General features: G+C 60.0%; 14 protein-coding genes. 9 read left to right on the top strand and 5 right to left on the bottom strand.

Annotated features, from left to right (window positions below):
* Positions 1 to 195 precede the first annotated feature (195 nt).
* Complete coding sequence (locus ACP7E0_RS13465) at positions 196 to 456, top strand: hypothetical protein (RefSeq protein ID WP_426125637.1); 261 nt, start codon at positions 196 to 198, stop codon at positions 454 to 456.
* Positions 457 to 490: 34 nt separating this feature from the next.
* On the opposite strand, the gene soxR is transcribed toward ACP7E0_RS13465, so the two are convergent.
* A complete protein-coding gene (soxR, locus tag ACP7E0_RS13460; RefSeq protein ID WP_426125528.1) occupies positions 491 to 970 on the bottom strand; it encodes a redox-sensitive transcriptional activator SoxR in 480 nt (159 codons plus the stop codon).
* 74 nt (positions 971 to 1,044) lie between these two features.
* Here soxR and ACP7E0_RS13455 point away from each other — a divergent pair, with 74 nt between their 5' ends.
* On the top strand, positions 1,045 to 1,614 hold the full coding sequence (locus ACP7E0_RS13455) for an NADPH-dependent FMN reductase (RefSeq protein WP_426125527.1): 570 nt from the start codon (positions 1,045 to 1,047) through the stop codon (positions 1,612 to 1,614).
* Positions 1,615 to 1,629: 15 nt separating this feature from the next.
* On the opposite strand, the gene ACP7E0_RS13450 is transcribed toward ACP7E0_RS13455, so the two are convergent.
* Complete coding sequence (locus ACP7E0_RS13450) at positions 1,630 to 2,094, bottom strand: tRNA (cytidine(34)-2'-O)-methyltransferase (protein WP_426125526.1); 465 nt, start codon at positions 2,092 to 2,094, stop codon at positions 1,630 to 1,632.
* Positions 2,095 to 2,487: 393 nt separating this feature from the next.
* Here ACP7E0_RS13450 and ACP7E0_RS13445 point away from each other — a divergent pair, with 393 nt between their 5' ends.
* From ACP7E0_RS13445 to ACP7E0_RS13420, 6 genes are all read left to right on the top strand, one after another.
* Positions 2,488 to 4,356 (top strand): ABC transporter ATP-binding protein, encoded by a 1,869-nt coding sequence (locus ACP7E0_RS13445; protein WP_426125525.1) that lies wholly within the window; start codon positions 2,488 to 2,490, stop codon positions 4,354 to 4,356.
* A 42-nt stretch (positions 4,357 to 4,398) separates the two neighbouring features.
* On the top strand, positions 4,399 to 4,782 hold the full coding sequence (locus ACP7E0_RS13440) for a hypothetical protein (RefSeq protein ID WP_426125524.1): 384 nt from the start codon (positions 4,399 to 4,401) through the stop codon (positions 4,780 to 4,782).
* A gap of 113 nt (positions 4,783 to 4,895) precedes the next feature.
* Positions 4,896 to 6,764 (top strand): ABC transporter ATP-binding protein, encoded by a 1,869-nt coding sequence (locus ACP7E0_RS13435; protein WP_426125635.1) that lies wholly within the window; start codon positions 4,896 to 4,898, stop codon positions 6,762 to 6,764.
* Between the two features lie 370 nt (positions 6,765 to 7,134).
* A complete protein-coding gene (petA, locus tag ACP7E0_RS13430) occupies positions 7,135 to 7,713 on the top strand; it encodes a ubiquinol-cytochrome c reductase iron-sulfur subunit (RefSeq protein ID WP_037095693.1) in 579 nt (192 codons plus the stop codon).
* Between the two features lie 14 nt (positions 7,714 to 7,727).
* The gene (locus tag ACP7E0_RS13425; protein WP_426125523.1) at positions 7,728 to 9,041 is read left to right on the top strand and encodes a cytochrome b; all 1,314 of its coding nucleotides are present in this window, start codon (positions 7,728 to 7,730) and stop codon (positions 9,039 to 9,041) included.
* Between the two features lie 29 nt (positions 9,042 to 9,070).
* A complete protein-coding gene (locus ACP7E0_RS13420; RefSeq protein WP_426125522.1) occupies positions 9,071 to 9,964 on the top strand; it encodes a cytochrome c1 in 894 nt (297 codons plus the stop codon).
* Between the two features lie 80 nt (positions 9,965 to 10,044).
* On the opposite strand, the gene ACP7E0_RS13415 is transcribed toward ACP7E0_RS13420, so the two are convergent.
* The 3 genes from ACP7E0_RS13415 to ACP7E0_RS13405 form a co-directional block, all read right to left on the bottom strand.
* Positions 10,045 to 10,377, bottom strand: coding sequence for a type II toxin-antitoxin system PemK/MazF family toxin (locus tag ACP7E0_RS13415; protein ID WP_426125521.1), 333 nt, complete (start codon positions 10,375 to 10,377; stop codon positions 10,045 to 10,047).
* Positions 10,367 to 10,720 carry a hypothetical protein gene (locus tag ACP7E0_RS13410; protein ID WP_426125518.1) on the bottom strand — a complete coding sequence of 118 codons (354 nt, stop codon included), beginning with the start codon at positions 10,718 to 10,720 and terminating at the stop codon, positions 10,367 to 10,369. The genes ACP7E0_RS13415 and ACP7E0_RS13410 overlap by 11 nt, the downstream gene beginning before the upstream one ends.
* A 169-nt stretch (positions 10,721 to 10,889) precedes the next feature.
* Positions 10,890 to 17,597 (bottom strand): kinesin, encoded by a 6,708-nt coding sequence (locus ACP7E0_RS13405; RefSeq protein WP_426125515.1) that lies wholly within the window; start codon positions 17,595 to 17,597, stop codon positions 10,890 to 10,892.
* 662 nt (positions 17,598 to 18,259) lie between these two features.
* On the opposite strand from ACP7E0_RS13405, the gene ACP7E0_RS13400 reads away from it, so the two are divergent.
* Positions 18,260 to 18,628, top strand: coding sequence for an Hpt domain-containing protein (locus ACP7E0_RS13400; RefSeq protein ID WP_426125513.1), 369 nt, complete (start codon positions 18,260 to 18,262; stop codon positions 18,626 to 18,628).
* Positions 18,629 to 18,668: the final 40 nt, after the last annotated feature.

Here is an 18,668-nt window from a genome sequence, read left to right as displayed (position 1 = left end):
TGGCGTGGCCTCAAGCGGCAAGAAGAACGCCGATTCGCATATTGGCCGACAGTTCATATTTTTGCCACAGCTGCAACTGTGCAGGCTTCAGGCGGTCAGTCTGCCGCAGATGTCTATGCGGAGATTCCGACTCGCAAAATAAGGAATATCTCCTTATCTTCTATGCAAGAGGCTCGACTGGCGAAAGGTGAGCTCATGGCAAGAATCCCGGCAGGGCCGCCGCTTGACGGCCTGAAACGTCAGATCGCCCGGCACCGAAACGGCAACCCGCAACGCAATGACGGGCTGTTCGTGCGCGAGACATTTCGGCTTGATCGCACCGATGCGCGCCAGAAGGCGCAGGAATGGTTCGATGCTTGGCCGAAAGCGGCCTATTGGACCGAAGTGGAGAGCTGGCGCCAACTTGATGGCGACCAGATCGAATTCACCATGCGGCGTCTGCCCAGCGCGGATTGATGCCTCACATTGCTGACCTTCTACAGTCGGTGCCTCAGTCCTGTTCCTCACCGGCATGCTCGATCAGATACGCTCCTGCGCCCTTTTCCGACAGCTCGTCGTATGGATTGCGTAGCGGACAGTCACGCATGGAAAGGCAGCCGCAGCCGATGCAGGACGTCAACTGGTCGCGCAAGGCGGTGAGCTTGGTGATGCGCTCGTTCAGATCGGTCTTCCAGTGCTCCGACAGATGCGCCCAGTCGCTCGCCAGCAATTGCCGGTCGTTTGGCAGGGCGGAGAGTTCCTTATGAATGTCGGCGAGCGGAATTCCCGTGCGCTGGGCAATCTTGATGACGGCGATGCGGCGCAAAACGCTGCGGGGATAGCGGCGCTGGTTGCCGCGGCTGCGCATGCTCTTGATCAGGCCTTTTGTCTCGTAGAAATGCAGTGTCGATACCGCAACGCCGCTACGCGTGGCGACCTCTCCGACGGTCAGTTCGCGGCGTGGCAGATCGGTTCGATATTTTTCTGGCATGTCTATTGACCTCAACTTTAGTTGAGGTTTTATACCATGAGCTCCATCGTATCGACAACGGAGCTTTTGCAGACATGAATGAGAAAATGACCATCGCCGTCGTCTATGGCAGTGCACGGCAAGGCCGCTTCTGCGACACGGTCGTCAACTGGGCCTTGACGGAGTTGTGGGCCGAAAGCGGTTTTCGCATTACGCTCATCGACCCTCTTGAGCTCAAGGCAGGAACCGGTGATGCGACTTTGAACGCCGAAGCGCTTGAGGAAAAGATCGCCGAGGCCGATGCGTTCATCATTGTCACACCGGAATACAATCATGGCTATCCGGCTCCGCTCAAGGAGCTGATCGACAGTTGCTATGAGCCTTGGCACGCAAAGCCGGTTGGTTTCATCTCCTATGGCGGCGTCTCGGGCGGATTGCGGGCCGTCGAGCAGTTGCGCCAGGTCTTTGCCGAGCTGCACACCGTGACGATCCGCGATACCGTCAGTTTTGCCAATGTCTGGGCGCAGTTCGATGCGGCCGGCAATCCCTTCAAAGCGGCGGAAGCCAAGGCTGGACTGATAGTGATGTTGCGGCGGTTGAAATGGTGGGCGAGGGCGCTGAAGGCTGCCCGGGCCGAAAATGCCTATGGCGGGGTCGCGGCATAAGGCTGGCCGGCAGGTTTAGCCGTTGACCTGCCGGATCGCCTCGCCGGCGATCATCGCCACCGACATCGCAACGTTCAGCGACCGTTGTCCCTCGACCATCGGGACGATAATGCGCCCGTCGGCCTTGTCATGGACGTGGTCCGGCACGCCGGCGCTTTCGCGGCCGAAAAGCAGGGTATCATTCCGCTGGAACGAAAAGCGCGTGTAGGGCTCGGCGGCCTTGGTGGAGGCCAGCACCAACCGGCGCCCCTCGGCAAGCCGGACCTCCTCGAAACGCTCCCAGTTGACGTGCCGCGTCAGCGTGACCGAGGCGATGTAGTCCATGCCGGCGCGCTTGAGGTTCTTGTCCGACAGGTCGAAGCCCGCCGGCTCGATGATGTCGACGGCAAGACCCAGGCACGCGGCAAGGCGAAGGATCGTCCCTGTGTTACCGGGAATATCGGGCTGGTAGAGGGCGATGCGGAGTGAATGGGACGACATATCAACAAGTCTTATGGGGTTAATCAATGGCCGTAATCAATCTGTGCCGTAATGGCAACAGAATCCTGGCTGAGACAAAAATGATGAAAAAAACGCCATCGGCAATCTGGCGTACCGGCACAAATCAATCTATGTCTGGAGCATCTGCAACGCGAACCACAGGAGGCTTACATGGGTATTCGAATGATCACCAGCCTCCAGGCTGTGCCTCCAGTCCTCTTGGGCTGACCGGTTTCGCGCTTTTCCTTTTTTGGCACCATTGCGCACGACCGCCCGCTTTCCGGACGAACACGTTTCGTGTGCAAGATTGAGTTGTTTTCCGGTTTTTAATGTCTGATCGATGAATGCGGGGCTTCCCCGCCTTCCTTCACTGGATTCCTGAAGGAGCCTATCATGTTCGGCTGGTTTGAATCCCGCCTTAATGCCTATCCCGTCGAGGAACCCACGGTTCCGCCGCAGGGTCTGTTTGCGTTCTGCTGGCACTATACCAAGCCGGCGGCCCCCTGGCTGTTAACCATGTCGATCTGCACCATGCTGATCGCGATCGGCGAAGTGGCACTGTTTCAGTTCCTCGGCAATGTCGTCGATTGGCTGTCTTCGGCCAAGCAGGACACGTTCCTGCAAAGCGAAGGCACCAAACTGATCTGGATGGGCGCGCTCATTCTAATCGGTCTGCCGACAGTCGTCGCCATCGATTCGATCATCATGCACCAGGTGTTGCTTGGCAATTATCCGATGATTGCACGCTGGCAGATGCATCGCTATCTGCTGCGGCAGGGCATGACCTTTTTCGCCAACGAGTTTGCCGGCCGTGTCGCCACCAAGGTGATGCAGACCTCGCTTGCCGTGCGCGAAACGGTGATGAAAATCCTCGACGTCTTCGTTTACGTCGTCGCCTATTTCATCTCGATGCTGGTGGTGGTCGCTGCGGCCGACTGGCGGCTGCTCGCGCCGCTGATCGTCTGGATCATCATCTATGTCTGCATCGTCACATATTTCGTGCCGCGCCTGCGCAAGATCTCCAAGGATCAGGCGGATGCGCGCTCGATGATGACCGGCCGCGTCGTCGACAGCTATACCAACATCGCCACCGTCAAGCTGTTTTCGCATGCCGGCCGCGAGGAGGTGTATGCCAAGGAAAGCATGGATGCGTTCCTGCAGACCGTGCACCGGCAGATGCGCAAGGTGACGCTGTTCCATGTGCTCGTCTACACCAACAACTGCATCGCGCTGTTTGCGATCTCGGCGCTCGGCATCTATTTCTGGATGACCAGCGGCATGTCGGTCGGTTCGATTGCCATTGCCGTGTCGCTCGCCATGCGTATCAACGGCATGTCGCAGTGGATCATGTGGGAAGTCTCGGCGCTGTTTGAAAACATCGGCACCGTCTATGACGGCATGAGCATGATGACCAAGGCACATGACATCGTCGACAATCACGATGCCAAGGTGCTGAAGGCGCCGCAGGGTGCCATCGCGTTCGAAAACATCGGCTTCCACTACGGCAAGAACAAGGGCGTGATCGAAAACCTCTCGCTCGACATCAAGCCGGGCGAGAAGATCGGCCTGGTCGGACGCTCGGGTGCCGGCAAGACGACGCTGATGAACGTGCTGTTGCGCTTCTACGATCTCGAATCGGGCACGATCCGGATCGACGGGCAGGACATTTCTGCGGCAACGCAGAACAGCCTGCGCGCACAGATCGGCGTGGTAACGCAGGATACGTCCCTGCTGCACCGCTCGATCCGCGACAACATCGCCTATGGTCACCCCGAGGCTGACGATGCCGACATTATCGCTGCCGCCAAGCGGGCCAATGCCTGGGACTTCATCGAGTTGCTCGAGGATAACCAGGGCCGCAAGGGGCTCGATGCGCAGGTCGGCGAGCGGGGCGTCAAACTCTCCGGCGGCCAGCGCCAGCGGATCGCGATTGCCCGTGTCTTCCTGAAGGACGCGCCGATCCTGATCCTCGACGAGGCGACCTCGGCGCTCGATTCGGAAGTGGAAGCCGCGATCCAGGAAAACCTGTTTGCCCTGATGAAGGGCAAGACGGTGATTGCGATTGCCCACCGCCTGTCGACGCTGACGGAGATGGACCGGCTGGTCATTCTCGAAGCTGGCAAGATCATCGAGACCGGCAGCCATGCCGAGCTGATCAGCCGCAGTGGCCTGTATTCCGACCTCTGGTCGAGACAGTCCGGCGGTTTCATCGCCGATGATGGCGATAATGCAGCAAACCAAAAGGAGGCGGCGGCCGAATAGGCCGCCTCCAAGCATTGCATGTTATCTCCCGGGACGATCAACGTGAGCGATATCGGTTTTGAATTCGACATCCTGATCAAGGGTGAGCGCACGCAGGCCTTCGATGTCTTCACCACTGCCAATCCGGACTGGAAATGCCGCTGTGGAAAGAATGGCGGTTTCCTGGCCGAGCCGCCGCAGCTGGCGGTCGATGAACCGGATGCTAGTACCTTCGTGGCTCGGCATGTCGATGCCTATGCGGCGCAGCTTTCGGCGCTGAGGGGCCTTGGCCATGGTCATGGCATCCGCATTGCAGTTCATTTTGACAGTGCGACGATGACGGCCTTGAGCCTTGGCCTCAAACCCTCGACCATGGCGCTGGTTTCGGCACTCGGCTACGAAGTCGGCTTTTGCCTTTATCCTTCCACCGACCACGACGACGACTGAAAACTGAATCTGAAAGCGTCCCTTGGAAAACATGACGGATTTGTAATCGAGATCATCGGCATTCGCGGTTGATTGCCGATTGCCGCGCGCGCGAATCCGCCTATATCGTACATATGCTCTTGCGCGCCCTGTTCGCCTACTTCGAAAACTGGATACAGCCTTTCGCTGTTCGCGACGGGTTGCAGCCGCCCGAACGGCTGATCCCTTACGTCTGGTTTTACATCCGCCAGGCCAAGGCGCCGTTCATCGCCATGCTTGTTCTCGGCGGCCTGACGGCGGCGATCGAGGCGACGCTGTTCTGGTTCGTCGGCCGCGTCGTCGATATTCTTGCAACGGTCAAACCCAGCGACGGCTGGAGCGGGCTGCTTGCAGCCCACGGCGCCGAGCTGTTCGGCATGCTGGTCCTGATCGGCATCATCCGCTTTGTGGTGTCGCTGGTGATGGCGCTGGTCGATCAGCAGGTGATCACGCCCGGATTCTACAATCTTGTCCGCTGGCAGTCCTACCTGCATGTCTCGCGCCAGTCTTTGTCCTTCTTCCAAAATGATTTTTCTGGCCGCATCGTCACCAAGGTCTGGTCGGGCGGGCAGGCGGTCGGCGATGTCGTGACCTCGCTGATGGAAAGCGTCTGGTTCGTCGGCATCTACTCGGTCTCGACATTGGTGCTGGTCGGCCAGCTCGATCTGTCGCTTGCCGTTGTCGTTCTTCTCTGGCTGATCGGCTTTGCCTTCCTGGCGCGTTATTTCGTTCCGCGCATCCGCAAGCATTCGAGGGAAACGGCGGAAGCGTCGTCGATGCTCAGCGGCCGCATGGTCGATGCCTACAGCAATATGCAGACGCTCAAACTGTTTGCGCGCGATGAGGAAAACGACCGCTACATGCGGCAGGGTTTCGATATCTTCCAGGACAGCATCATCCGCTTTACCCGGTTCATCACCGGCGTGCGTGCGTCGATGGCGTTTCTGTCGGGCATCATGATCGTCACCATGGCGGGGCTCAGCGTCAATCTCTGGCTTTCGGGCGCGATCAGTTCGGGTGCGGTGGCGTTTACGATGGCGCTGATCCTGCGGCTGAATTTTCTCTTGAGCCGGATGATGGTGCAGTTCAACGGCATCATGCGTAATATCGGCACGATCCAGAATGCCGCCGAGATGATTTCGCAGCCGGTGCAGCTTGTCGACCGGCCGGATGCGCAAAGCCTCGTCGTCAACAGCCCGGCGATCCGTTTTGAAAACATCCACTTCCACTATGGCAAGGGGCAGGGCGTCATCGACAACCTGTCTCTGGTGGTCAGGCCGGGTGAAAAAATCGGCATTGTCGGCCGCTCAGGCGCAGGCAAGACGACGCTCGTCAATCTGCTGCTGCGCTTCTACGATCTTGAAGCCGGCCGCATTCTGATCGACGGGCAGGACATTTCGACGGTGCGCCAGGAATCGTTGCGCATGCAGATCGGCGTTGTCAGCCAGGATACATCGCTGCTGCACCGGTCGATCCGCGACAACATCCTGTTTGGCCGGCCGGATGCGGATGAAGACGGCTTGCGCGAAGCGGCGGAAAAAGCCGAAGCGCTGGATTTCATCGAGAACCTGCAGGATCAGCGCGGACGCAAGGGATTTGACGCGCATGTCGGCGAGCGTGGCGTCAAGCTGTCGGGCGGACAGCGTCAGCGGGTGGCGATTGCGCGGGTGATGCTGAAGGATGCGCCGATCCTCGTGCTCGACGAAGCGACCTCGGCGCTTGATTCGGAAGTCGAGGCTGCCATCCAGTCCAATCTCGATAGGCTGATGCGTGGAAAAACCGTGCTTGCCATCGCCCACCGGCTCTCCACCATCGCAGCGCTCGACCGTCTGATCGTCATGGATCAGGGCCGGATTGTCGAAGATGGAACCCATGACCAGCTGATATCAGCCGGCGGTCTCTATGCCGATCTCTGGCTGCGCCAGTCCGGTGGATTTCTCGCCCGCGAAGCTGCGGCCGAATAGCGCACCAAGCCGCTATCCACGGGCGTGGAAAAGCCTTGTTTTGACCGCGCCGGACGGCAAAAATCGGTTTGCGAACATTGGCTTCGGTTTTCCCGCGACATTGTGGCTCACCTCTTGCGCTCAAGGCTAGACATCCCCAGCGATCAAGCATAGAACGCGCCGGAATGCCGGGGAATCTGCCGTTTCTGATACGTGTGGGGTTCGCCCGGTTTTGATGTATGACGCGGGAGGGCGAAAGTTTTCTTCGAATCGTGCATAGAGGCTTATTGATTTGGCGCTGTTCTTTCGCTCAAGTGTCAGCACGGGGCGCGGATCGACGCCGGGGACAGTGCGGTTTCCGCAAAACATTGCGTGAAAGGATGGTTCAGCCGTGAGCGAACACGAGATATCAAGCGAAACCTCGGGCGAGCCCACTCGCCGCGATTTCCTGTATTTGACGACTGGGATGGCAGGCGCAGTCGGCGCAGCAGCCGTAGCATGGCCATTCATCGACCAGATGCGGCCTGATGCCTCGACGCTGGCGCTGGCTTCGATCGAAGTCGATGTTGCAAGCCTGCAGCCGGGCATGTCGCTGACAGTAAAATGGCGCGGCAAGCCGGTGTTCATCCGCAACCGTACCGACAAGGAAGTCGAGGAAGCCAACGCTGTTGCGCTGGCTGACCTGAAAGACCCGGTTGCGCGCAACGCCAACCTTCCAGCCGATGCGACTGCGACAGACCTTGATCGCTCCGCCGGCAAGGAAAAAGAAAACTGGATCGTCATGATCGGCTCCTGCACGCATCTCGGTTGCGTTCCGCTCGGCCAGGCTGGCGATTTTGGCGGCTGGTTCTGTCCGTGCCACGGCTCTCACTACGATACGGCTGGCCGTATTCGTAAGGGCCCGGCACCACAGAACCTCGCCGTACCGACCTTTGCGTTCGCTACCGACACAGTCATCAAGATCGGTTGAGGGGAATACTGATTATGAGTGGTGATCATTCAACCTATATGCCGACGTCCGGTCTCGAGAAATGGGTGGATTCGCGCCTGCCGCTGCCGCGGCTCGTGCATGACAGCTTCGTTTCCTATCCGGTTCCGCGCAATCTGAACTACGCCTACACATTCGGCGCCATGCTTTCGGTCATGCTGATCATCCAGATCCTGACCGGCGTCGTTCTGGCCATGCACTATGCTGCAGAAACGACAGTCGCCTTCAATTCTGTCGAAAAGATCATGCGCGACGTCAACCAGGGTTGGCTCCTGCGCTACATGCATGCCAACGGTGCGTCGTTCTTCTTCATCGCCGTCTACCTGCATATCGGCCGTGGTCTCTACTACGGCTCGTACAAGGCACCGCGCGAAATCCTCTGGATACTCGGCGTTGTCATCTACCTTCTGATGATGGCTGCCGGCTTCATGGGCTATGTTCTTCCTTGGGGTCAGATGTCCTTCTGGGGCGCAACCGTTATCACCGGTTTCTTCACCGCCTTCCCCGTGGTCGGCGACTGGATCCAGCAGTTCCTGCTGGGTGGCTTTGCCGTCGATAATCCGACGCTCAACCGGTTCTTCGCGCTGCATTACCTACTGCCGTTCATGATTGCCGGCGTCGTTGTCCTGCATATCTGGGCGCTGCATGTCGTCGGCCAGACGAACCCGACCGGCGTCGAAGTCAAGACCAAGACGGATACGGTTGCCTTTACCCCCTTCGCCACCCTCAAGGACGCGCTTGGTGTATCGGTGTTCCTGCTGGTCTACGCATGGTTCGTCTTTTACATGCCGAACTTCCTCGGCCACCCGGACAACTACATTCCTGCCAATGCGCTGAAGACCCCGGCTCACATCGTTCCTGAATGGTACTACCTGCCGTTCTACGCGATGCTGCGCGCCATCACCTTCAATGTCGGCCCGATTGACTCCAAGCTCGGCGGCGTTCTGGTGATGTTCGGTGCGATCATCGTCCTGTTCTTTCTGCCCTGGCTCGATACGTCGAAGGTTCGCTCGGCCGTTTATCGTCCCTGGTACAAGCTGTTCTTTTGGCTCTTCGTGGTCAATGCCATCCTGCTCGGCTGGCTGGGCTCGCGCCCTGCCGAAGGCACCGGGTTGCTGGGGCTGATTTTCTCCGGCGACCTGAAGGGTAACTACGTCGGCTATTCCCAGCTCGGCACTCTCTACTATTTCGGTTTCTTCCTCGTCATCATGCCGGTTCTCGGCCTGATCGAAACGCCGAAACGCATCCCAAATTCCATTACCGAAGCGGTTCTGGAAAAACGGGCAGCGAAAAAGCCTGTTGCTGCGTAATGTCTGCGAAGATCAAGGAACCCAAAACAATGAAAAAGCTTGTTACAGGCATTCTTTCGCTCGCAGTCGTCGCCGGACTTGGTGCAGGCATGGTGTTCGCCGCTGAGACCGGCGAAGCCAAGCCTGCCGGTGCTGCCGCCGAGGAAGAACATGGCGGCGGTACGCCCCACTTCCCGATCCACAAGCCGGAACAGGAAAAATGGTCGTTTGCCGGACCGTTCGGCCACTATGACAAGGGCCAGCTGCAGCGCGGCCTGAAGGTCTATACCGAAGTCTGTTCCGCCTGCCACTCGATGAGCCTTGTGTCGTTCCGCACCCTGGAAGACCTCGGCTACTCGGAAGCACAGGTGAAAACCTTCGCGGCCAATTATGAAGTTCAGGACGGCCCGAACGCCGAAGGCGAAATGTACACCCGCAAGGCCGTGCCTTCGGATCATTTCCCGTCGCCGTTCCCGAACGCCGAGGCTGCTGCTGCCGCCAACAATGGTGCTGCACCGCCGGACTTCTCGCTGATCGCCAAGGCACGCGGTATCGAGCGCGGCTTCCCGACCTTCATCTTCGACATGTTCACCCAGTATCAGGAAGGTGGCCCGGATTACATTCACGCGCTGCTGACCGGCTACCAGGAACCGCCGAAGGGTGTCGAGATTTCGGCAGGCACACACTACAACCCGTACTTCGCCAACGCTGCGGCTCTGGCCATGGCAAAGCCGGTCTCCGACGATCAGGTGACCTATGACGACGGTTCGCCGCAGACGGTCGAGCAGTATTCGCGCGACATCTCCGCGTTCCTGATGTGGGCCGCCGAGCCGCATCTGGAAGCGCGCAAGCGCACCGGCTTCATGGTGATGATCTTCCTGTTGATCTTCACCGGCCTGATCTACCTGACGAAGAAGTCGGTTTACGCCAACAAGGAGCATTGAGGTTTCCTCAAGCTTTGAAATGACAAAAGGCGGCCCATGTGGCCGCCTTTTTTGTTGCTCATATCTAAACGATGTCTGAGTTAGATCAAAATGTTGGCGAACTCGCGCTCGCAAGCAAGCCTATCAATGGCAGATAGTGCTCCAAGTCTTCTGAGAATAAGGGTGTTCGGGATGGTAGCCAGACGCCACCTGACGAGGCAAGGCTGCGGAAGATGTGCGGGCGACAAATCCGTGAGGACGACATCGCTGGGCCATGATGTCGCCTTGGCCGTGGTAATCATGGCAACCACGGTCGAGTCGTTGGTGTCGTTAAATTTCCTTCCGGAAAGGACAACTGCCGGGCGCCGCTTTAAAACGGGAATGTCGGAGAAGGGAAAGGGGACGACAATGGTTTCGTATCTTTCACAGATCACGAAATGCTTCCTCGTCCTCAGGGCTGTCCCATTCGACAAATAGCTTCGAGACGTTGATCAGATAATCGTCTGCGAGCTGAACCTCACGAATGGAAATCAGCTCGCCTCTCCTGTTTCTATACCAATCGCTCCAAACCTTTTTCATGTTACCGTCTGGACGGATGCCTTCTGTCGGCCGACCGTCTTTTCCCGTCTTCATTCGAACCCATCGGCCGACAATGCCGTCCGTTTCCAGATTGATAAACTCTTCCTCCGGTAAAGCCTTTAATCGCGCCTGAAGTTGGGGGCTTTCGATATGTTTGATCCAAATGGCAATATCAGAAATTTTTACCTGGGGAACCATGCTGCCTCACTCGCGCAAGAGGGGTCTATGGGGGTATAGTATCTGGTCGGAGACCCTTGTCAATGTTTCGAACTTTAGGTTCAGCAAATCCAGCTGACTTCGTTGCAAACGAAAATGGCTCCATCGTTTCCGATGGAGCCATTTTTAAGTTGTGCAGTTTGACTTGAGTTTAGCTGAACCGTCCAGCCGCATGTGCCAGCATCGTATAGACCTTACCGGTATCCGACGTCAGGTAGGTCTGCGTCATGACCTTGTCGCGGTCATTGCGGGCGACGTCGCCGAGCAGCTTTTCGAAGTCGGCGATGTAGCGATCGACGGCGGTGCGGAATTCCGGTTCGCGATCATACTTGCGCTTGATCTCGTCGAAGGTCTGCTGGCCTTTCAGCGTATAGAGGCGGCGGGTGAACACGTCGCGCTCGCCGCGTTGGTAACGGCGCCACAGGTCTACCGAGGCATCGTGGTCGATGGCGCGCGCGATATCGACCGACAGCGAGTTCAGCGATTCCATCACGTGGCGCGGGTTGCGGGTGTCGCCGTTGCGGGCCGCAGGAGTTGGCTGTGCTTCGGCGGCACGCTGCTGGACCGGTGCGGCAGTTGCCGGTTCTTCGTCGCGCGAGGCTCCACGCAGCAGGTCACGCATCCATCCGCTGCCTTCTTCGGCACGCTGGCGGGTTGCTGCCTGCGGCTCCGGCTGGCGGCCAACCGGCTGTTGGACGGCTGGCTGTTGGACGAGGGGACGCGGCTGCTCGATGCCGAGGCTACCGCGAAGGGCCGTCTCTGGCTCTGGGCGGCGTTGCTCGGCAACCGGCTGGTGGGCGACGGCGCGGACCGGGGCGGGCGCTACAGCCTGCTGGACTGCCTGCTGTGCTGCGGTCTGTTGACGGACGACCGGCTGGGAGATCTCGAGCTGGCCTGACGACTTGCCGATGATGTCGGAAAGCTCCTGCAAGGCCTTGATCTGTTCGGCGACCGCACGGCGCATGACCGAGGCGTTTTCCTTGGCTTCTTCCGGCAGGTCGAAGGCGCCGCGCTTCAGCTCTTCGCGGGTCATGTCGAGTTCCTTGCGGATCTCGTGAGCCGAGCGGCGGATTTCGTCGGTGGCGCCGCTGAAGCGGCTGACCGCCTCTTCGACGGCCTGGCGGATAGCCGAGCCCATGTGTTCGGCTGCACCGTCCGATTTCTTGCTGGTTTCGGTCATCAGGCGATCGATGTCCGACAGCGATGCGCCGACGCTGCCGCGCAGGCGGGAAGCGACTTCCTTGGAACGTTCCTCGGCGCGGACGAAGGCGCCTTCGACCGAGAGGCTTGCGTCTTCACCGGCCTTGGTGACGGCGGCGCGCATGGCTTCGCTGGCCGATGCGGCACGGGCTTCAGCTTCCGACAGGGTCTTGCTGACGTTGGCGAAGGATGACTGGACGCCGGCACGCAGGTTGCTGGCGATCTCGTTGGAGCGTTCTTCGGCCCGCACGAACACCGATTCGACCGACATGCTGGCTTCGTCGCCGGCTTTGACGACCGCATTGCGCATGGCTTCGGCGGCCGATGCGGCGCGTTGTTCGGCTTCGCTCAGAATGCGGCCGACATCGCTGAAGGACGACTGGATGCCGGAACGCAGATTGCCTGCGACCTGGGCCGAGCGGTCTTCTGCACGCTGGAAGGCGCCATCGACGAAGCCTTCAAGAGCATGCATGGTCTTTTCAATTTCTTCGGACCGGCTGACGAGGCCGATGGAAAGTGTCCGCAGGGCGTCCTGGCGTTCTTCCAGCGTGCTGACCAGATTGGACTGGGCGGCGGCCAGGAGATCGGACGCCTGGCCGAGAACCTTGGAATGATCCTCGAAGCGCCCGACGATGCCGCCGATCTGCGACAGGGTCGAGCCGGAAATATCCGCCAGCTTGTCGACCTTGCCTTCGAGAAGACGGGTTGAGGTGGACAGCATGTCGGAGGCGCGGGTGGCGGATTCGGAGAAGCGTGCGGTTGTCGATTCCAGCTGTTCGTCCATGGCACCGAGATTGGTGCTGGCCTGTTCGATGACGCCGGCAATCGAGCTGTTGCTTGCGGCCAACTGGTCGATCAGGCCCATCGCCGTCGACTGCAGACGGTTCTCGACCATCTTCATGGCCTTGGCCGTCTCTTCGGCGCGGCTTGAGATCGCATTCAGCGTTTCGCCGGTGCGTGCGCTCAGGCTGTCAAGCAGGGTGGCATTTTCGGCGCGCAGGCGCTCTGCACTCTGCTGAGCCACTTCACTGATCCGGTCGGCTGCTTCCTTGCCTGTTGCGGCATACTGATCGATGATCGGGCGGGCCTGCTCGTCGATAATGCGTGACAGCTCGGCGGAGCGGCCGGCCAGCATCGAGTTGAGCTCGCGGGTGCTGTCGTCGAGGGTGGTGCGGATGGTGTTGCCACGCGCTTCCAGGGCCTTCTCGACATCCGTGAGGCTCTGGCTCAGCGACGACGCCTGTTCGGCAACGCGCGACTGTGTCTGGGCAATCCGGGCGGCTGCGCCATCGGATGCTTCACCGACGGAACGGGCCAGTTCGGCGCTGCGCATTGCTGCGGTCGCGGCCGTCTGTTCTACAGCCGACTGGAAATCGGCCTGTCTCGCAGCCATCGCCTGGGCGAAATCGCCGCCAGCCTTGGCCAACAGTTCGGCAGAACGCAATGCTTCCGCGTCGATGCCCTGGGCCGCTTCGCCGACAGCGCCGCGCAGATTGGTGACGAGGCCTGCGGCCTTGCTCTCGATCGTGCGGCTGACATTGTCGAGGCCGATCGAAAGGGCACGGTCCATTGTGCCGAGGCGCTCTTCGATGCGGCCTGTGCCGCCTTCGATGCTGGCCTCGATCCGTGTCGCGGCAGCTGCCGTAACGCGGTCAAGTTCGGCGGTGTGGGTGGTGAGCGTCTCGGTGATGCGGCTTGCGGCTGCGCCACTGATCCGGTCGATCTCTTCGGTGCGGCCGGTCAGGCTGCCGGCAATCCGGTCGGCGGCGAGGGTGCTGACGCGGTCCAATTCTGCCGTGTGGTCAGAGAGCGTCGAGGCGATGCGCGCTGCGGCAGCATTGCCGACGCGGTCGATCTCTTCTGTCCGGCCAGCCAGGCTGTCGGTAATCATCGCGGCAGCGGCCGTGCTGATCTGATCGAATTCAGCCGTGTGCGCAGACAGCGTTTCGGCGATCCGTGCTGCGGCAACGCCGCCGATCCGGTCGATTTCGCCGGTATGGCCGGAAAGGCTGTTTGCGATGCGCGCGGCTGCACGGTCGCTTACCTGATCCAGTTCGGACACCTTGGCCGACAGGGTATCGGCGATTCGCTGACCTGCATTGTCAACGAATTCGCTGACGCCGCCGACGCTTTCGCGGATGCGGCCTTCCAGTACGCCGAGGCTGCTTTCAATGCGTGCGCCGGTCTCGTCGACGCTGCTGTTGATGTTGGTGAGCGACGTGTCCATCCGGTGCGTCAGGGTGTCGGCAGCGCGGCTGATCTGGTCGGCGGTTTCGCCAAGCTGGGTGGCGACGTGGCTGGTGCTGGCAAGCATGCGTTGCTCAAGGGCAAGCGCGCTCTTGTCGATGGTGCTGCCGAGTTCTGCCTGGCGTTCGTCTAGCGACATTTCCAGCATGCTGGCACTGGTGGCCAGCGTCGTGGCAATCGACATCGACTGTTCGGCCAAGACGTCGGAGAGCTGGTCGGTTCCGCTGGCAACCGCGACGTTGATCGCGTTGATCCGGTCGTCGAGCGTTGCCCGGATCTGGTCATGTGTGGATGCAAGCGATGTCGCCAGCTGGTCAGCACGGCCAGAGAGGGTCTGCTCGATATCGGAGGCCCTTCCTGTCATGGCCAGGGCCAGTTCGGAGGCGTGGCCGGAAAGGGCGCTGGCAATCTCCGCCGATGTGCTGGTCATTGTGCCGGCGATATCGCTGACACGGCCGGAGAGATTGTCGGCGATTTCGGCAACGCGGCCGGAAAGCTGCTTTTCGATGTCACCGACCCGGTCGGCCATCGTTTCGGCAATCGCACTGGCGCGATAGGACAGGCTGTCGGCAATTTCTTCAGTGTGGCTGCTGAGCGTCTCCGTCATTTCGGTGGCACGCGCAGACATCGTGCCGGCGATTTCAGCAGAGCGTTCGGAGAGCAGCGTGTCGAGGGTGGCGGTCTGGGCCGAGAGTGTTTCGCCAAGGGCACGGCTGCGTTCGGACATCACGCTGTCCAGGCGCTCGGTGGTGCCGCCGATGGCCTGTTCGATTGCACCGGCCGAGGACGTCAGCACATTGGCGAGCGCGCCGGTGCGGTGCGCCAGGATGGTATCGAGGCGTTCTGCGGTACCATCGAACGCGCCGTCGATCGCTGCGGTCGATGAGGACAGCACGTTTACAAGGGCACCGGTGCGCTGCGACAGGATGGTGTCGAGACGTTCTGCGGTGCCATCAAATGCACCGTCGATCGCTGCCGCTGAGGATGACAGCACGTTTGCAAGTGCGCCCGTGCGCTGCGACAGGATGGTATCGAGGCGTTCTGCGGTACCATCGAACGCGCCGTCGATCGCTGCGGTCGATGAGGACAGCACGTTTGCAAGGTGACCGGTACGTTGCGACAGGATCGTATCGATCCGCTCTGCGGTGCCATCGAATGCACCGTCGATCGCTGCCGTCGAGGATGAGAGCACGTTTGCAAGGTGACCGGTACGTTGCGACAGGATCGTATCGATCCGTTCCGCCGTACCTTCAAAGGCGCTGTCGATGGATTCCGAGCTTGCGGCGAGCAGGCCGGAGAGTTCGACGGTCCGTTCCGAAAGCGTGTTGTCGAGACGCAGCTGGCTGGCGGCGATCGATGTGGTGATCTCGTCGGCACGGTTGGTGAGGGTTTCCTCGATTCGGCCGTGGATTGCCTGCAGACCGTCGATAAAGCCGGTGGTGTGCGTATCCAAGTTCTGAGCAAGCTGCTGATTGCTGGCCGTAATCGCGCTGGTGCGGGCATCAAGCGTTTCGGCAAGCCGCTGCTGGCTCTCGGTGAGGGCCGTTTCAAGCGAGATTGCGCGGTGGGCAAAGCCGGTTTCAAGCCGATCCTGCGCCGCCGTCAGTGCGCCCATCAGGGTGCCGGAGCGCTCCTGTAGAACGCTATCGATGCGGACATGCGCGTTGCCGATGGCGTCGCTGAGTTCGGCAGTCTTGCCGCTGATGGTCTGCTCGATGAAATCCTGCGTGGTGCCAAGCGTCGTCGCCAGTGTCAGCGACTGATCCGACAGCGCGGATTCGAAACGTTCGATACCGCCGTCAAGAATACCGCCAATCGAGTCGGCACCGCCGGTCACCGACTGGTTGATGCGGGCCAGGCTTTCCATCAGCTTGGAATCGAGCATGCCTGCGCGCTTGTCGAAGGCTGTGGCGAACTCATGGAAGCGGCTGTCGAAGGCCGTCGACAGATGACCCACCGTCGTCTGCAGCTTTTCGTCGAAAAAGCCGGTGCGCAGGTCGATGTCCATGATCATGTCGTCGGCGCTGGACTTCAGGCTCTGGCGGAAATTCGCGCCCTTTTCGTCGAGCGTGGCATTCAGCGTGTTGAGGATATCGTCGAGGCCGCCGGTGATAGCCTGCTGGCCGATGTTCAGGCTCTCGTTGAGATCGCGTGTGCGGGCAATTAGCGTCTCGTTGAGCTGGCGGGCGCGCTCGTTGAGCGCTGCGTTCAGCTTTTCGGTATTGGCATCGAGCGAGGAGGCGCGGGTCTCGAACTGACCGAGCAGCTGCTGGCCGCGCTTTGCCAGCGTCTGGCTCAGATTGTCGAGGCGGGTATCGAATTCGTTGCTGAGCGAAACGCCCGCCGTCGTCAGGCCTGAGACCAGGGCGTCGGTGCGTGTCGACAGCATGGCGCCGATCGTCTGGGTGGCGCTGTTGGAGCGCTCCATCAGTGCGGCGGCGCGGGTTTCGATCATCGAGGCAAACGCCTCGCCGGATGTGGCGATACGGTTGGAAATATCGTCGCCGGCAATCGCCAGTTCGTCCTTGAGCTGGGTATGGGCACCAGAGATCGACGAGCGGATGCGCTCGGCATGGCCAACGATGGATTCGCGCTCAAGGCCGAGTTCCTGGACCAGCGTACGGACACGCAGTTCGTTGTCGCTATAGCTGCGCTCCAGCGCGTTGACTTCGGAATGAACCAGCGTTTCGAGTTCGGTGGCACGCGCGATCGTCCGCTCGATGCCCTCGTTCATCGCCGATACTTCGCGGCGAACCGCCTGGCCGACGGTCATGATGCGCTCGGAGGCGGCGGTTTCCGGTTCGGCGAGGCGCAGGGCGACCTCTGCCATGGAGCGGGCGGCGCTACGCAATTCCTGGGCGCGGGAAATCATGATGGCGAACGAGAAGAACAGCATCACCGGCAGGATGATGAAAATCGCCACGCCAATGGCGCCCGGCATGGCCGACAGATCGGCAAGCGAGCGGATCTGCCAGATTTCCGGGCCGTAAAGAAGATTGGCGACACCGAGGCCACCGACAATCCACAGAGCCGAGACGGCGGCGGCAATGCGCATCGCCGAACGGCTGGAGCGGACATCCAACGATCGCAGGATCGCAGCCGGCGTCTTGCGGCCATCGTCGTTTGCAGGGGCAAACGAGGGGGCTTTGGGAGCGGGCTCGGGAGACAGGCTCCTTTGGGTTTCGGCGGCGCGGGCAGCCTTGGCGGCTTGTTCCTGCTGTGCGTTGGAGGTCTTCGCCTGGTTGGGCACAGGTGCCTGCTTGTTCGGCTCAGACACCTTTTCCCCCGGGTGGTCCAGGGAAATCTTGTCGTTGAGGGCAGACTTAAGCTCGTCAAAATCGATTTTCAGAGCGTCTTCCAACGCTTGAAATGCCTTGTCGTCGATCGACTCATTGCTTTTATTTGTCGCCATGCGGATACGCCTCGTTACCAAACTGTCCTTCCAGAAGGATCCGCCGCAACACCGCCTGCATTGGGAACACCTCCGAAACTCGGACGGTGACATGAGGATACGCGCATCACATCTACGCAGAACCCTGACATGCACCCATTTCAACCACGCACCGACGGATAACGCATTGAGACCCGTAGGTGCTTCATTCAATACAGTTTTCCGTCAGGACCGTTTACACCCAAAGACATAAACTTATCCCTCAACGTACCGTAGTGACACATTCACCGGTTTCTTACAATTAAGGCCCTCCGGCATTCGTTAAAATCCTAACAAGTTCTTAATGAAAATTGGAGGTGTTTTGGTCAAAAACCCTTGTAATCAGGCGGTTTAATGGCCGTTAACCATGCCAAGCGAAAGCTGCCCTCATTGCGCCGCGTTTTAATCAGATAGCAGCCCCGCTCCGGCTTAATCAGTGCCAGAGACGATGGAAATAGCGGCTTTGCAGGGCACGGGACCACACGGTCCGCGCCATCTTGAAGCCGTATAATAGATAGACTGGTCAGGTACTTCCAGACAAATCCGGGCAGTCCGGGGCGTCATGGCAGTGCGAACCGGGAAAAAACGGGACGATCGGTTGCGAGCCGGTGCGTCAGAAGAAAACACAACAAGGACATTGGCACATGGCGGCTCTCAAGATCGCATTCGAAGCACCCGACAATTTCGGGGGCGCTTGCTCTTCCACGTCGAGGCCCATCGATCTCGTGCATCTGGCAACGCAGACGATGGGTGACAAGCTTCTCGAAATCGAAGTGCTGCAAATGTTTGCCCGCCAGACCCGGCAGTTGATGAAAGACCTGTCGTCCGACAGCGCCGATGCCCGCCTGGCCACTGCCCACCGGCTGCGGGGCGCTGCTCTTGCGGTTGGCGCTTTTGGTGTGGCCGAGACTGCAGCCGCCGTCGAGGCTGCTCCGCAGGATGCCGGCAATCTTGCCGCACTCGGGGCGGCCGTGCTTGAGGCCGAACTGTTTATCCTGAAACTCTGCCGGTAATTTCCATCGGCATCCGCCGGTGAAACGCCTCAGTCACACA

Source organism: Pararhizobium sp. PWRC1-1, assembly GCF_049897905.1.
In the GTDB taxonomy this organism is placed as follows: Bacteria; Pseudomonadota; Alphaproteobacteria; order Rhizobiales; family Rhizobiaceae; genus Pararhizobium.
Note: the sequence above shows the minus strand (reverse complement) of the source record. Positions and strands in the feature narration are given on the sequence as shown.